Origin of the sequence: Dehalobacter sp. CP (assembly GCF_047652685.1) — a bacterium.
Taxonomy (GTDB): Bacteria; Bacillota; Desulfitobacteriia; order Desulfitobacteriales; family Syntrophobotulaceae; genus Dehalobacter.
Genome location: NZ_CP157399.1, coordinates 1,772,068 through 1,785,803, shown reverse-complemented (window position 1 = coordinate 1,785,803; position 13,736 = coordinate 1,772,068). Strand labels below are relative to the sequence as shown.

The 13,736-nt window shown below is 44.0% G+C and carries 18 protein-coding genes; 13 read left to right on the top strand and 5 right to left on the bottom strand.

Annotated features, from left to right (window positions below; all coding sequences use genetic code 11):
- Positions 1-199 precede the first annotated feature (199 nt).
- The 6 genes from AAH944_RS08855 to tatA all read left to right on the top strand — a co-directional run bounded on the left by AAH944_RS08855 (position 200) and on the right by tatA (position 4,580).
- The gene (locus AAH944_RS08855; RefSeq protein ID WP_415534436.1) at positions 200-961 is read left to right on the top strand and encodes a hypothetical protein; all 762 of its coding nucleotides are present in this window, start codon (positions 200-202) and stop codon (positions 959-961) included.
- A 193-nt stretch (positions 962-1,154) separates the two neighbouring features.
- Positions 1,155-1,940, top strand: a complete 786-nt coding sequence (tatC, locus tag AAH944_RS08850; protein WP_415534434.1) for a twin-arginine translocase subunit TatC — start codon at positions 1,155-1,157, stop codon at positions 1,938-1,940.
- Entirely contained in the window at positions 1,937-2,275 is a 339-nt protein-coding gene (locus AAH944_RS08845; RefSeq protein WP_415534432.1) for a twin-arginine translocase TatA/TatE family subunit, read from the top strand. Before tatC ends, AAH944_RS08845 begins: the two co-directional genes overlap by 4 nt.
- Positions 2,276-2,278: 3 nt before the next feature.
- Entirely contained in the window at positions 2,279-3,247 is a 969-nt protein-coding gene (locus tag AAH944_RS08840; protein ID WP_415534430.1) for a polyprenyl synthetase family protein, read from the top strand.
- Positions 3,248-3,516: 269 nt separating this feature from the next.
- On the top strand, positions 3,517-4,308 hold the full coding sequence (locus AAH944_RS08835; protein ID WP_415534428.1) for an SDH family Clp fold serine proteinase: 792 nt from the start codon (positions 3,517-3,519) through the stop codon (positions 4,306-4,308).
- Between the two features lie 68 nt (positions 4,309-4,376).
- Positions 4,377-4,580: a twin-arginine translocase TatA/TatE family subunit gene (tatA, locus tag AAH944_RS08830; RefSeq protein WP_015043037.1), complete on the top strand. Its 204-nt coding sequence runs from the start codon at positions 4,377-4,379 to the stop codon at positions 4,578-4,580.
- 102 nt (positions 4,581-4,682) lie between these two features.
- On the opposite strand, the gene AAH944_RS08825 is transcribed toward tatA, so the two are convergent.
- The 4 genes from AAH944_RS08825 to AAH944_RS08810 form a co-directional block, all read right to left on the bottom strand.
- Positions 4,683-5,108: a CBS domain-containing protein gene (locus AAH944_RS08825; protein WP_415534426.1), complete on the bottom strand. Its 426-nt coding sequence runs from the start codon at positions 5,106-5,108 to the stop codon at positions 4,683-4,685.
- A gap of 209 nt (positions 5,109-5,317) precedes the next feature.
- A complete protein-coding gene (locus tag AAH944_RS08820) occupies positions 5,318-5,455 on the bottom strand; it encodes a hypothetical protein (protein WP_415534424.1) in 138 nt (45 codons plus the stop codon).
- A 49-nt stretch (positions 5,456-5,504) separates the two neighbouring features.
- Positions 5,505-5,645, bottom strand: coding sequence for a hypothetical protein (locus AAH944_RS08815; RefSeq protein ID WP_015043034.1), 141 nt, complete (start codon positions 5,643-5,645; stop codon positions 5,505-5,507).
- A 289-nt stretch (positions 5,646-5,934) separates the two neighbouring features.
- Positions 5,935-6,471, bottom strand: a complete 537-nt coding sequence (locus AAH944_RS08810) for an epoxyqueuosine reductase QueH (protein WP_415534422.1) — start codon at positions 6,469-6,471, stop codon at positions 5,935-5,937.
- Positions 6,472-6,614: 143 nt separating this feature from the next.
- Here AAH944_RS08810 and safA point away from each other — a divergent pair, with 143 nt between their 5' ends.
- Both safA and AAH944_RS08800 read left to right on the top strand, forming a co-directional pair.
- Positions 6,615-7,250: a SafA/ExsA family spore coat assembly protein gene (gene safA, locus AAH944_RS08805; protein WP_415534420.1), complete on the top strand. Its 636-nt coding sequence runs from the start codon at positions 6,615-6,617 to the stop codon at positions 7,248-7,250.
- Between the two features lie 119 nt (positions 7,251-7,369).
- Positions 7,370-8,470, top strand: coding sequence for an acyltransferase family protein (locus AAH944_RS08800; RefSeq protein WP_415534418.1), 1,101 nt, complete (start codon positions 7,370-7,372; stop codon positions 8,468-8,470).
- A 22-nt stretch (positions 8,471-8,492) separates the two neighbouring features.
- Here the strand turns inward: AAH944_RS08800 and AAH944_RS08795 are convergent, their stop codons facing one another.
- Positions 8,493-9,077 carry a flavodoxin family protein gene (locus AAH944_RS08795; RefSeq protein ID WP_415534416.1) on the bottom strand — a complete coding sequence of 195 codons (585 nt, stop codon included), beginning with the start codon at positions 9,075-9,077 and terminating at the stop codon, positions 8,493-8,495.
- Positions 9,078-9,145: 68 nt separating this feature from the next.
- Here AAH944_RS08795 and AAH944_RS08790 point away from each other — a divergent pair, with 68 nt between their 5' ends.
- The 5 genes from AAH944_RS08790 to AAH944_RS08770 all read left to right on the top strand — a co-directional run bounded on the left by AAH944_RS08790 (position 9,146) and on the right by AAH944_RS08770 (position 13,726).
- Positions 9,146-9,268 carry a hypothetical protein gene (locus AAH944_RS08790; RefSeq protein WP_415534414.1) on the top strand — a complete coding sequence of 41 codons (123 nt, stop codon included), beginning with the start codon at positions 9,146-9,148 and terminating at the stop codon, positions 9,266-9,268.
- 22 nt (positions 9,269-9,290) lie between these two features.
- A complete protein-coding gene (cax, locus tag AAH944_RS08785; protein ID WP_415534412.1) occupies positions 9,291-10,469 on the top strand; it encodes a calcium/proton exchanger in 1,179 nt (392 codons plus the stop codon).
- Between the two features lie 471 nt (positions 10,470-10,940).
- On the top strand, positions 10,941-11,516 hold the full coding sequence (locus tag AAH944_RS08780; RefSeq protein WP_415534410.1) for a hypothetical protein: 576 nt from the start codon (positions 10,941-10,943) through the stop codon (positions 11,514-11,516).
- Positions 11,517-11,557: 41 nt separating this feature from the next.
- Positions 11,558-12,727, top strand: coding sequence for a glycerate kinase (locus tag AAH944_RS08775; RefSeq protein WP_415534408.1), 1,170 nt, complete (start codon positions 11,558-11,560; stop codon positions 12,725-12,727).
- 27 nt (positions 12,728-12,754) lie between these two features.
- Positions 12,755-13,726 carry a D-2-hydroxyacid dehydrogenase gene (locus AAH944_RS08770; RefSeq protein ID WP_415534406.1) on the top strand — a complete coding sequence of 324 codons (972 nt, stop codon included), beginning with the start codon at positions 12,755-12,757 and terminating at the stop codon, positions 13,724-13,726.
- The last annotated feature ends 10 nt before the right edge of the window (positions 13,727-13,736 follow it).

Here is a 13,736-nt window from a genome sequence, read left to right as displayed (position 1 = left end):
AAAAAGATAGACCTTTGGCAGTCTCGGGATTGCTAAAGGTCTATTTACTTGATACAATACATACATTATGTATAGAATTATGTCGTTTCTTGAATAATAGACAGAAACAACAGGGCAGGATTTTTATTTTTAATCACGAATAATGTAAAATAACACAGAACTATGTGGAATACTTAAGATTTCTGGAGGGGAATCAAAGGTGATCGAAGTTTATAGCGTTGAATCGGAACTAAAAACAGTTGAAACGGCAATGAATAAAGAAATGCAGTTTAATTCATCAACGCTTGATGATCTGTTGAACCTGCCGATGAATAATCTGGAAAGGTATATGAGTCCGGCCTTGGTTTTGTCTGTAAGCTGCATGACCGGAAAAATCAGCAAAACGATTCTTTCCCTTGCAACCGTTTTTCAATATGTTTTCCTGGCGCATCATATTCATAAACTGATTACCGATGAGGATATGTCCGAGCATTCCAGGCAGTTTCCTGTACTGACAGGGGATTTTATGTTTGGACAAACCCTGAAGAAGGTATGTCAGGAAGATATATTCCCGTATGCCGGTCAGTTTGTCAAACTGATCAAGACGATCAATGAAGGCATCCTGATGCGCTGGCGGTATAAAAATAAGCGTATCCCTTTCCAGGAATATAACATGATCTTAGGCAATGAAAGAGCTTCTCTGACGGCGCTGGCTGTGAAACTCAGTGCTAAGCTTTCCGGGATTCCCCAAACTTATATCGATAAACTGGAGAACTTTGGGTACTGTATAGGGATGGCCTGGGCAGCTTCGGAAGAACCAGCCTGTGCTTCAATATTACAGGAAAATCTCAGTAAAGCAGAAGAGAACCTGGCTCAAATCCGCGATTATTTACCGATCAAGCCTTTGCAGGAATTAATGGAATTTCTATCCGCGGAAATCGAGCGGAACAAAAAAGCCGGTACAGGGGTCTTACAACAATAAATATCCTGCGTGAAGATCTTGGAGCTCTCAAGCCACTGAGAAACATTTCTACATATCAATCTCAGACCTGAGCTTTTTTTTGTCTGACACGAATAAGAAACTTTCCTAGAACATAGAAAGTATATTTGGTATTCTTTAAATATCGTGATAGAATAATTAATGGCTCGTATTTAGCTGATGGAGGAGCGAAATAGTGCAACGCAGAAAAAAAGGAAACTTAGAAATGAGCCTTGTGGGACATGTTAAAGAATTAAGAAAAGTACTTCTTATTTCTTTGTATGCGATTGCTATTGGAACGGTTATCGGCTATATTTTCAGCGACTATGTATACGGTTTTCTGGCAGAGCCTGTCACTGAGCTGGCTGGAGTAAGCTTTATTACCACAACCCCGATGGAGCCGATTATGGTAAAGCTGCAAATATCGGTAGTAACCGGTATTATGATTGCCCTTCCGGTTGTGTTGTGGCAGATCTGGAGCTTTATACTTCCAGGTCTCAAAAAAAACGAACGTAAGTATCTTTACTATATCGTTGCGTCATCGTTTATTCTTTTTATTGCCGGCGCCGCTTTTGCCTACTATCTTGTTTTGCCGGTCTGTTTGAAGTTTCTGTTGCTTGCAGGAGGAGGAGCCGTAGATTCTACGCCTTTTGTGACCAAATCCTCTTATCTGAAATTTATTTTAACGTTTATGGGGACTTTCGGAGCAGTATTCCAACTGCCGGTTGTGCTGCTTTTCCTGATGAGAACCGGACATCTGTCTCCAAAAACGCTTGCCAAATTTCGCAAATGGGCTTTCTTTGCCATTGTTATACTTACCGTAGTCATATCCCCGACGCCGGATCCCTTAACTCAGCTGCTGATGGCAGGCCCAATATACATGCTTTATGAACTAAGTATATGGCTGGGCTATCTCATTACGAGAAAGAAAAAAGAACTTCAGCCTTCCGAAGCCGAAGAGGGAGGGGGACAGAACCAATGAGTATGACTGAAATTGCGCTGATATTGGTCATCGCTGTCATTCTATTTGGTCCGGATGATTTGCCCGTTGTGGCGAGGACTTTGGGCAAAATGATTTTTAAGGTACGAAAATTCACCGATGAAGTCACCAGAGAATTTAAGAGTACACTTAGTGCTCCCAACGGTCTAATTGAAAATGCTTTTAAAGACCATCCTCCTAAAGACCATCCTCCTGAAGATAAAACGGCTGAGTCTAAAAAAATAGCGGAAGAGGAAGAGCTTCTTTCCTATCAGGAAATTGAGGAATCGTCTCCCGATAAACTAGTGAATCAGAAAGACATGCAAGCGGGTGAATAATAGTTGAAACGTCAGAAATTATTTAGAGAAATCAATGCAGATCTGAAAAAAGTAGAAAAGGAACTTGATAAATTTCTCAATGTCGATAATCCTATGTTTTCGCAAACTTGTCTTTACCTTCTGCAAGCTGGCGGAAAAAGGTTACGTCCGAGTTTTACGCTTCTTGTCGGGAAATTTTTTGACTACCGGTTTGAGAAGCTTCTTCCTGTTACAATGGCCCTCGAACTTATACATATGGCAACATTGATTCACGACGATGTCGTTGATGCATCCCTTACCCGCCGAGGACGTCCAACCCTGACCGCAGGCTGGGGAAATACCGTATCGATGGCAACAGGGGACTATCTGCTTGCGAAGGCCCTGGAACTGATTGTGAAGATTGATAATCCCGCGGTATCCAGCATCTTGGCTGATGTCTGTATTGAGATGTGTCAGGGGGAAATTCAGCAAATTAAGTCTTCCTATGATACAACGCAAACCTTGAAACAGTATCTCTACCGTATTCAGCGAAAAACAGCGCTACTGATCGGCTTATGCTGCAAATTAGGCGCCAAAGTATCCAATGCCAGTCCGAGACAGATATGGCTAATGAGCAAGTACGGTAATTACCTCGGTCTTGCGTTTCAAATTGTCGATGATATCCTTGATATAACGGCAAACCCCAAAGAACTGGGAAAACCGGTCGGGGGAGACATCCGCCAGGGGATCATTACCCTGCCGATGATTTTTGCATTGAAGGATTCGCCGCAGAAAGAAAGATTAAAGGAACTTTTGGGGCAGAAGACGAAAACAGATGCCGAAGTAGCCGAGGCAATCCAGCTGATCATCCAGGCAGGTGGAATCGATAAATCAAGAAAAATTGTTGAGCAGTATATCGACAAAGCCAAAGCAAACCTTCAGGAACTTCCCGATGTTCCGGCCAAGGATGCTTTAATCGAGTTGGCTAATTACATGGGTGAGAGAAGCTACTAAGGTACGAAGTTGTGAAAAATCTACTCACCTTCAGATAATAATTTTAGGGCTCACAAGGTACTTAAAAAATATTAAAATGAATTTTATTAATATAATTGATAGAGACGCTGCAAAACGAAGAAGTTACTGCAGCTCTTTTTTTTTGCTTCAAATTACATTAAGAGCCGCCGCAGCGGCTTTTGCTATTTTTTCAAGAGATACAAACACCCATTGATATGGAAAAAAATAGTATATTATACATGAATTACTAAGTGAGGAGCTGTGTATTTTTGAATGACCAAAGAAGGAAAGTGTTACTGGAAGAAATAGAAAAGATACGGCATTCCAAAGTTATTGTCTATTTTTCTTATACACCTCTCGACGATGGAATCCTGGTTCCGTTGTATCAGGAATTGAATAAAATTGGAAGGACTCGAAAAATTGACCTTTTCTTGCACAGCTATGGCGGTGCGGTTGACACACCCTATAAGGTTGTCATGCTGATCAGGGAATTTTGTGAAGAGTTTTCGGTCATCGTTCCTTTTTCAGCAAAATCAGCAGCTTCAATGATTGTTCTGGGAGCGGATGAAGTTGTGATGGGTCCAATATCCGAGCTGGGACCGATAGACCCGCTGGTCAAGCATCCGTTGTATAAGGATTTCTGGATACCGGTGCAGGCCCTGCGCTGCTGCTTCGAATATATTGAAGAACTCATCGAAAACAACTCGAATACGGAGGTCTCTGAGATCATCGTCAATTCGGTTTTGAATAAACTTGATCCGTGGCTGATTGGGGATTATGAGAAAGCCTTAAAGGCTTCCAGACAATATGCCGAATCCCTGCTTTCCAAATATATGCTGAAAAATGATAAGGAAAAGGTGAAAGCGGTCACGCAAAACCTTACAAACGGTTATTTTTCGCACGGTTATCCGATAGGCCGGGCCGAAGCCAAAGAGATGGGCATTTGCGTAACTGAGGCTACAGGAGAACTGTGGGAATTAATCTGGGAATTATATCTTGTCTATCAAGCCATGTTTTCTGGCGAAAATGCTTGTAATTTTTCTCTTTCTACGATAGGATGATGTAGGGTAAAGAAATTGGTTTTTTGTAGAGTTCATGATATAGTAATATGAAAAGGAGGGTGACAGAAGTGCAACCTATTTTTGGAATGATTGCTCCCATGACATTAGTCATCGTTTTAGTCGTTGTGTTGATCATTTTTGGCCCAGGGAAACTTCCTGAATTGGGTAAAGCTATGGGCAAAGGCATTAAAGAGTTTAAGTCTGCGACCGATGATCTAGAAGACAGCGTCAAAGGAACCAAGGATTCGTCTGAAGAGAAGAAAGAAGTATAAGAGTCCATCGAACCATCATATGATCCATATAGAAATGTTTAGGACGTTACCGCGTTGCTATAACTGGCAAGGAGCGGCAACGTCCTTAAATTATTTCCTGGTTTATATGATTCTAAGATTATTTTCATTTAGTAGTTTCGCACAATATTCGATAATTTCGCGGCGTCGGACGATCCCGATAAAAATTCCCTGATCGTCAATCACGGGAACAAAATTTTGCTGGATCGCCCTGGAAATAAGATCATTGATCTGTGCATTGATCGAAACGGCTGCATTCTGGGTGCGTTGTTCAATTTCATCGAGGTGTATTTTTTCCGTGTTGCTGAACGTCAGATCAGGGGTGTTTTTCAGCTTCCAAAGGAGGTCGCCCTCCGTTACAGTTCCCGCGTAATGCCCTTTGGAATCCACCAGAGGGATTGCTGCATATCCGTGGTACTCCATACGTTCAAGCGCCTGACGCATCGTAGCATTTTTTTTAAGAAAGATGACATCTTTTTTCGGGATAAGAAAAAATGCAATATTTTTCATAGCAGAACCTCTGACACTTTTATTATGATGACTGTTTATTTGAATTATTCCATAGAAACTATGGAATTCCTTCCCGGTTTCAAAAGCTTTTTGACGGTAGATTAAGTATCGCGGTTAGGGGAACAAAGGGACGTATTATTTATCCCCAATCAAAAAGGGGGACAAAAGATACGTCCTTTGTCCCTCGTTTATTAGTTTTGCCAATTTTTTTAGAAGATTACACCCAGAGCAATAAGGATAAGAATCGCAATCGCGATAATACCGACACCTACACCGCCATATACCGGAGCCATTGGGGCAACCGGAGCCACCGGAGCAGTTCTGCAGCAGCATCCATAACCGTACATCTATTATCACCTCTTTTACAGTCAGATCAAATGATAAGATTTTAGATCCTTAGAACAAAATACCCATCGCAATCAAGAGCAGAATAATTACTGTTACAATAGCAATTCCGCAAAAATTAGGCGTACAGCAACAACCACCAACTGCGCCTTCTGTAACAACACCACCGGCAACTGCACCTTCGTAAGCCATAATTACAAGACACCCCCCTGTATAATTGGTATGAATTGGTACTCGATGCAATATATGTAAAGGTACATGCAATGGTGTATTTTCTGATGGTCAAAAATAATCAAATAAAATAATAGAAGCTCCCGCGTCCGGGAGCTTCTTGCGCAAAGTCCAAAGATAACTGCGGCTAGATTTTATACCTAGACATCAATTATCTAGAGACTCTTCAATAAAAAATTAACATGGAAAAGCCTCAAAGTCAACGATTATAAACAAAAATCTAGTAGTTAAGTTTTGGTTATTTTATTATTCAACGAACGGAATAAACACAGCCGCAATATTTTTGCCGGTAGAAATTTTGGGACCGGGCGATCTCCATCGTCTTTTTATAGCCATCCAGTTTCTTAAAATCCCTGGCCAGGAATCTGAGGCAGTTTCCATCAGCAATCTTTTGACCTATCTCCAGAATGCGTTGGCTGCTTTTATGAGGGCTGATGGTTAGCGTGGTTGTAAAGATGCTGATATCGTTTCTCAAAGCATACGCGGCCGTTTTTTGAAGTCTCAGAGCAAAACAACGATCACAGCGGATTCCTTTCTCTGGTTGATTCTCCAAACCTTTCACATGTGCCAGCCACTGTTGGGGGTCATAAGGATCCTCGATAAAAGATATGTTTTGGGCAGCGGCATATTTTTGCAGTTCACTGCTCCGGAGCACGTATTCTTCCTCCGGATGAATGTTAGGATTGCAATAGTAGATGACCGGAGTAAAATCCGCAGAAAGCTGCTCCAGGACATAACCTGCACAGGTGGCGCAGCAGGCATGAATTAAGATTTTTTCTTTGGCCATCGTTTCAACCTCCCAATCGTGACGCTAAAACGTATCCCTAGGGGAATAAGTCTTGCTGGCAAAATTATAGGCCTGATGCAGCCTGAATGCAAGATGGGAAAGTTGTTCAAAATAACTAAAGGACAATGAAGGAGGTAGATTTGATGAACAAAAATGCAATGAACCGGAATGTAATCATTCCTGTTTTAGGGTTGTTGTTTTTGTTGTGTGGCCCTGGACAAATTTTTGCCCAATCGACCCAGTATAGCGTTCAGGCCGGAGACAGTATGTGGAAAATTGCAGTACGGTATGAAATTGGATTAAGCGAATTAGCCCAGGCCAACCCGCAAATCCAAAATCTGAGACTGATCTACCCTGGACAGAAGGTTATGATCCCGAATATTGACAGCATTAAAGCCCTGGAGACGGAAGTAATCCGGCTTGTCAATGTTGAACGGGCTAAAAAAGGATTGCAGCAACTGAAACAGAACTGGGAATTATGCAGGGTCGCAAGATACAAATCACAGGATATGATCAACAAAGGATACTTTGCCCACGAGTCTCCGACCTACGGGTCTCCTTTTAAAATGATGGAGTCTTTTGGCATCAGATTTTCAGCTGCGGCGGAGAATATCGCTTATGGTCAGCAAACGCCGCAGGAAGTTATGAACAGCTGGATGAATTCTGCCGGCCATCGCAGTAATATCCTAAGCCCGTCCTATCTGGAAATAGGTGTTGGAGCTGCAAAGGATAGTGAAGGTAATATTCACTGGACCCAAATGTTTATAAAGCCGCTGTAATACATTGTCGGATATGTACTTTCTAAAAAATGCGGACACGGTAGCCTTTAATAAAATGCTGGTTCATCGTTTAGGACTGTGATAGACTAGTACTGTTGTTAGTCCCAGTCACATATCCGGTGACAAGGGACGATATTCAGCTGAAGGATGATTTGATGACAGTGCAGGGAATTACCGCGGAAAAAAATGATAATCGGATCATTTGGCTGGATGTGATGAAAGGAATCGGAATACTGAGCGTCGTCTGGGGACACGCCGGCCATCCGTATTCTTTTCTGATGTTCTTCTTTCATATGCCTTTGTTTTTCTTTATCAGCGGCTATCTGTATCGATCTGCGGGGGCTGGGACACCGTTGCAATATCTCGTCCGGCGGTCAAAACAGCTCCTGGTTCCTTATGTATTCTATATCGTTCTGATTACGGTATTCCTGGCCGTTTTAAGTGCGCTTAAAGGCCAATCGGCCGATATCAACTGGACAGCCTTGGTTCTGGGCGGAAGCAAGCTGGAAGGCGCTTACGGAACCTTCTGGTTTGTGACCTGCTTATTCTTTGTCCAGATATTTTTTGACTTCGTCATCCGGAAGATTCGTCCAAGGTGGCTTGTCGTGCTGGTGATCGCAGCATGTTTTGTTTTTGCCTTCTGGGAATCACGTTTTCACCAGGATATCTTTGTTCTCTGGAACATGGATGTGGCGCTTTTCGGAATTGTTTTTTATGCTCTGGGCTTCCTTTTTAAACAAAAAAAGTGGCTGGAGAATCCCCAGCAGAGCAGAATCATTCTTTTGTTATCAGCAGTCTTCCTTGTCTTATTCTTTTATGCCTATTTCCAGGATTACCTGAGGTTTGGGCTGGACTTTAAGCACCGTCAATATTATTTTTTCGGTACGAACATCCTTGTGCCGATGGCTGCCGTATTGCTGATCTCCGGCCTAAGCAGGATGCTCGCCAATTGGACGTTTTGCAAAAAGGTATTCAGTTCCCTGGGCCAAAGTTCGATGGCGATCATGTTTCTTCATTTGTTTGTGAATTCAGTGATAGGCGGTTTTATTACGATGAGTCCTTGGCGTTTTCTTATTATCGGAATATTATTCCCTTGGCTGTGGTTTGAATTTGCTTCGCGGATACCTGGTCTGCGGTTTCTGGCCTTGGGAATAAACCCTAAAAGACCAGCCATTGATATTGGTACTGGAACCTCGGGCAGATCGGATAGAGGCATCTGAGAAAATGCAATTACATGATTGTTTACGGTTGTTCTTGATTGATTTTCTTTAGAAGCCAGGCCATATTTTTGCCAAGTGTCTGAAATGTCCGGATGCCTTCCTCGTCCTGCTGGACATTTCCGGGTTTATGGGCAAGTGTCATATTCCAGTAGCTAGAACCTACGGTGATCATTTCGGTGATGCCAAAGAATAGATTGATCGAAGAAAAAACGAAATTTGTACCGGCTCTCCGGGCAGCCACAACCGCGGCACCAACTTTTCTGGTCAATAAACGGCCATTGGCCCCGTTAACGATACCGCAGCGGTCAATAAAGGCTTTGACTTCGGGGGTCATGTTACTGAAATAGCTTGGGGAACCGATCAGAATGCCGTCAGCTTCAAAGACTCTTTGCAGAATCGGATTCAATTCGTCGTCATGGCCCGGGCAGCTTCTGTCTTTGCTTTGAGCGCATTTTCCGCAGACCTTACAGCCAAAAATCGGTTTTCCGCCTAATTGTAGCAGTTCGGTCTGAATGCCCTCCTTTTCTAATTCCTGAAGAACGATATTAAGACTCTGAGCCGTATTTCCATTGGGTTTTGGGCTCCCATTAAGTGCAACAACCAACATGGCATGTTCCTCCTGATTTTGGATGTTTTTTTGATTATTCAGATATTTTTGATGTAAATACGATTGTAATGAATAATTCGAGATCAACAGTCGTGTTTCCTGCAACCGATTTTGGAGACGATCAGTACCGAGGGGAACCCGCTAAAGCCATCATGCTGATGGTAGCGGGGATATTCAGAATCTTTGCCTGACACTTTTGTTTAAGAATTGAAAATGTATCTCATTTTATATATAATGGCAATTAGCGCTCTGTGTCTTGTACAACTAAAACCGGCTGGAACTTGTATTCGCGGAACTGCAGCGCGGAGGGACTATAATATTCTAGCTTATTCGAAAGGAACAAAAAAAGTGAAGATTTTACGTTATATGCTCATATTTGTGCCGATCACTTTTGTCGGTGAATTTCTGCACTGGACACCAACCCTGATGTTTGTCTTGACAGCACTGGCCATTATCCCTTTGGCTGCGCTGATGGGTGAAGCGACAGAGGAAATCTCCTTCTATTCAGGGCCAAAGATAGGCGGGTTTCTGAATGCAACGTTTGGCAATGCGACAGAACTGATTATTTCTTTCTTTGCGTTAAAAGCAGGTCTTTTTGAGGTTGTTAAAGCATCTATCGCCGGATCGGTCATTGGCAATATTCTACTGGTGCTGGGTTTAAGCATGATCTTTGGCGGAATCAAGTACAAGTCGCAGCATTTTAACCAAAAGGTTATTGACAACAGTGCCAGTATGCTGCTGTTTGCGGTTATTGGTTTGACGATTCCAGCTATCTTCATGCATACGCTGGATCCGGCACTCCTGAGTACGCGTTATGAGGGACTCAGTGTCATTGTCGCAGTCATCATGATTATCATCTACATTCTGAGCTTAGTCTTTTCTTTTTACACGCACAAAGATATTTATTCGGTCGACCACTCCCAGGAAAGCTCTCCAAAGTGGTCCATTAAAAAAGCAATTGCCGTTTTGGTCGGAGCCACTGTGCTGATCGGACTGGAGAGTGAGTTTCTGGTCAGCGCTGTTGAGCCCATGTCGGAAGCGATCGGGCTAAGCGAATTTTTCGTCGGCATTATTCTTATTCCGATCATTGGTAATGCTGCTGAGCATAGCACGGCGATTGTCATGGCAATGAAAAATAAAATGGATGTCGCTGTTGAGATTGCAATCGGGTCAAGCCTTCAGATCATCTTGTTTGTAACGCCTGTATTGATTTTCCTGAGCTTGCTGTTTACACCGATGAGTATTGTTTTCAATGAATTTGAACTTGTAGCCCTCGTCTTTTCGGTTTTGATTGCCAACAGGGTAGCGACAGATGGCGAATCAAACTGGATGGAAGGGGTTCAGCTGCTAGCGGTATATTTGATTATTGCTGTGGCGTTTTTTGTTTTGTAGAATCCAGCTTCTTGATGCTATGGATTTAGGTTTGCAGATTCTTTGAGGGTACGTAGTGTGCCCTCATTTTTTGTGGGCTTATACTGCTTAATTGCTTAAGTGCGTGCTAAAAGCCTTTTGGGCTTGTCTGCGTGCCACAATACCACTTTCGGCCGTTGCGTCCTCCTTGACGCAAAAGGCCGCGCTACGCAATCCTTGCTCCGCTTATCGTGGAACTGTGCCACGCAGACTAATCGATGGTAATTGGGTTTGTCTGCATGAAAAACTTGCACTCCATATATATTTTCACAATGAAATCTTGTGTTATCGTTAAGAATTATTTATCAAAATTAAAAAAATGCAGACAGACATTGATAATAAGTGCTAACGGGTTAAAGGTGATTCGTATAGTTCATCCTCGTCAGATATTGTATCAGGGAATAAAATAATGCTATGATAAAGCTGATTCCAGAAGGAAGGGGAGGGGCAGTTATGAAACGGTTTGGTTTCTATTTAATGATTTTGATTTTGGGGCTGGGAGTTTTGACGGCTGGCTGTGCAAACAACGATCAAATGAATGGTACGAATCAGGAAACAAATCAGACAGGTCAGACGAACGGCTCAAACGGATCAAACGAGGCAAACGAAGACAACGGTCCGGTGATCTATCAGAACACGGTGTATGGCATTAATTTTACGTTGCCGGACAGTTGGAAGGGCTACTCAATTGTAACTGAGCAATGGAAAGGTATTGCTGTGGATGGTCCGCAAAGCGGTCAAGTGATTGAAACGGGTCAGCTAATTCGGATTCGTCATCCGCTATGGACTTCGGAGCAGTCTCGTCAGGATATTCCGATTATGATATTTACACTGGACCAATGGACAGACTTACTGAATGAAAAATTCAGTGTTGGCGCGGCACCAATGCCGCCAAGCGAGCTTGGCCGAAATTCCAGATATGTATTGGCGCTTCCTGCACGTTACAACTATGCTTTCCCCGAAGGATTCGAAGAAGTGGAGGATATCCTCGCAAACAGTCCTTTGGAAGCAACTGAAAACTTTAAGTAGGGAATGTCGGATTTCTTGCTTAAATTTTTTGGGAGGGTACCATGAAAATTGTTGTCGCACCTGACTCTTATAAAGGTTGTATGAACGCACTGAGCGCTGCCAGGGCAATCGAAAGAGGCATTCGGAACGTTGAACGGGATATTGCTGTAAAATTGATCCCGATGGCTGATGGCGGCGAAGGTACCGTGGACGCGATGATTGCGGCTTTGGGTGGTGAGATCATACCTGCCAGGGTAAAAGGGCCTCTGGGTGAAACGACGGATGCTTTTTTTGGTTTGTTAGAAGACCGAACAACAGCTGTGATCGAACTGGCAGCGGCGGCAGGCTTAAATCTAATTCCTGCAAAGCTTAGAAACCCTCTGCTGACGACATCCTATGGTGTTGGAGAGTTAATAAGGCATGCCTTGGACACTGGAGCTAAAAAGTTAATTCTGGGTATCGGCGGGAGCGGCACGAATGACGGAGGAGCCGGAATGGTCACGGCCTTAGGGGTAAGACTCCTGGATCGGCATGGTCAGGAAATTCGTTTTGGAGGCGGCCATCTGACTGAAATAACGGATATGGATTTTTCAGGCTTTGACTCCAGGCTGAGCGATACGGAGATCATGGCTGCATGTGATGTGACCAATCCGCTATGCGGACCGCAGGGGGCCTCGGCAGTCTATGGCCCGCAAAAAGGAGCAACACCGGCGATGGCGGCCCTATTGGACAAGAATCTCCGGCATTATGCTGAAATCATTCAGAAAAGCACCGGCCTTCAGGTGCAGGATATACCTGGTGCCGGAGCTGCAGGTGGTGTTGGAGCGGCTCTGATTGCTTTTCTGAAGGCGAATCTGCAGCCCGGTGCGCAGCTCATAATGAGGGCAGCAGATATGGACAAAGTTCTGACCGATGCGGATTTAGTCATAACAGGTGAGGGTTTGACCGATTACCAGACGCTCTTTGGCAAAGTGCCGCTGGCCGTAGCTGAAAAAGCTGTAAAACATCAAGTCCCAGTCGTCTGTTTGTCTGGCGGGCTGACGGAAGATGCCCAACAGCTTTACAAACATGGTTTTTCCGGTGTATTTAGTATTACGGAAGGACCTGTTAGTCTAGCAGACGCAATTCAGAATGCGGAAGTGCTGCTGGAGAGGGCTGCTGAAAGGATCCTGCGTCTGTACCTGGCTGGACAATCATTCCAGCATGGAGGGTCATACGCAAAAGATCATTAACGCTCAAAATCGTACAGGGAGGACACTATGAAGATCGTCGTTTTGGATGGATATACGCTTAATCCTGGAGATATATCATGGAGCGGGCTGGAAAGGCTTGGGGAGCTTACCGTCTATGACCGCACCGCCTATCATGCCGGTAATGAAGATTTGATCCTGGAAAGGATTGACAGGGCGAAGATCGTCTTTACCAATAAAACACCTTTATCCAGAACAGTGCTGGAAAACGCACCTGATTTAAAATTTATCGGGGTTCTCGCAACAGGCTATAATATTGTCGATGTTGAGGCAGCCAAAGAAAGAGGAATTGTCGTAACGAATATTCCTGCCTACGGGACGAATTTTGTCGCGCAGATGGCAATTGCGCTGCTACTTGAAATGTGCTGCCATGTCTGGCCGCACAGCGAATCGGTTCGGAGAGGAGAATGGTCCGGCAATCCGGACTGGTGTTACTGGAACTACCCGCTCATAGAACTGGCGGGAAAGACCATGGGAATCATCGGTTACGGCAGAATTGGCCAAGCAACCGGAAGAATAGCTCAGGCTTTGGGGATGAGGATCCTGGCTGTTGACAGTAATCCCGATCCGTCCTTGGAAAGCCCTGATATGAAATATGCCGATATGGATACACTGCTTGCCGAATCCGACGCAATCATGCTGCACTGCCCATTGTTTGAAAATACCAAAGGAATCATCAACAAGCAGAGTATTGCTAAAATGAAGCCCGGTGTGATGATCGTAAACAATGCAAGAGGACCTTTAATTGTTGAGGCGGATTTAGCCGAGGCCCTGAACAGCGGAAAGGTTGCCGGAGCCGCGCTGGATGTTGTGTCGACAGAACCGATTCAAATGGACAACCCGTTACTTCAGGCTAAGAACTGCATCATTACACCGCATATTTCCTGGGCCTCGCTGGAGGCAAGAACCCGGCTGATGGATCTGGCTGTGCGCAATCTGGAACAGTTTCTGGCAGGGTTTCCCGAAAATGTGGTCAGTTGAACCGGTAATC

Excerpts from the sequence above, each read along its gene's own strand:
- AAH944_RS08845 (WP_415534432.1), top strand. The coding sequence starts at position 1,937 with ATGAGTATGACTGAAATTGCGCTGATATTGGTCATCGCTGTCATTCTA.
- AAH944_RS08825 (WP_415534426.1), bottom strand. The coding sequence starts at position 5,108 with ATGAAAAATATTGCATTTTTTCTTATCCCGAAAAAAGATGTCATCTTT.
- AAH944_RS08820 (WP_415534424.1), bottom strand. The coding sequence starts at position 5,455 with ATGTACGGTTATGGATGCTGCTGCAGAACTGCTCCGGTGGCTCCGGTT.
- AAH944_RS08815 (WP_015043034.1), bottom strand. The coding sequence starts at position 5,645 with ATGGCTTACGAAGGTGCAGTTGCCGGTGGTGTTGTTACAGAAGGCGCA.
- AAH944_RS08810 (WP_415534422.1), bottom strand. The coding sequence starts at position 6,471 with ATGGCCAAAGAAAAAATCTTAATTCATGCCTGCTGCGCCACCTGTGCA.
- safA (WP_415534420.1), top strand. The coding sequence starts at position 6,615 with ATGAACAAAAATGCAATGAACCGGAATGTAATCATTCCTGTTTTAGGG.
- AAH944_RS08795 (WP_415534416.1), bottom strand. The coding sequence starts at position 9,077 with ATGTTGGTTGTTGCACTTAATGGGAGCCCAAAACCCAATGGAAATACG.
- AAH944_RS08790 (WP_415534414.1), top strand. The coding sequence starts at position 9,146 with ATGAATAATTCGAGATCAACAGTCGTGTTTCCTGCAACCGATTTTGGA.
- cax (WP_415534412.1), top strand. The coding sequence starts at position 9,291 with ATGTATCTCATTTTATATATAATGGCAATTAGCGCTCTGTGTCTTGTA.
- AAH944_RS08780 (WP_415534410.1), top strand. The coding sequence starts at position 10,941 with ATGAAACGGTTTGGTTTCTATTTAATGATTTTGATTTTGGGGCTGGGA.
- AAH944_RS08775 (WP_415534408.1), top strand. The coding sequence starts at position 11,558 with ATGAAAATTGTTGTCGCACCTGACTCTTATAAAGGTTGTATGAACGCA.
- AAH944_RS08770 (WP_415534406.1), top strand. The coding sequence starts at position 12,755 with ATGAAGATCGTCGTTTTGGATGGATATACGCTTAATCCTGGAGATATA.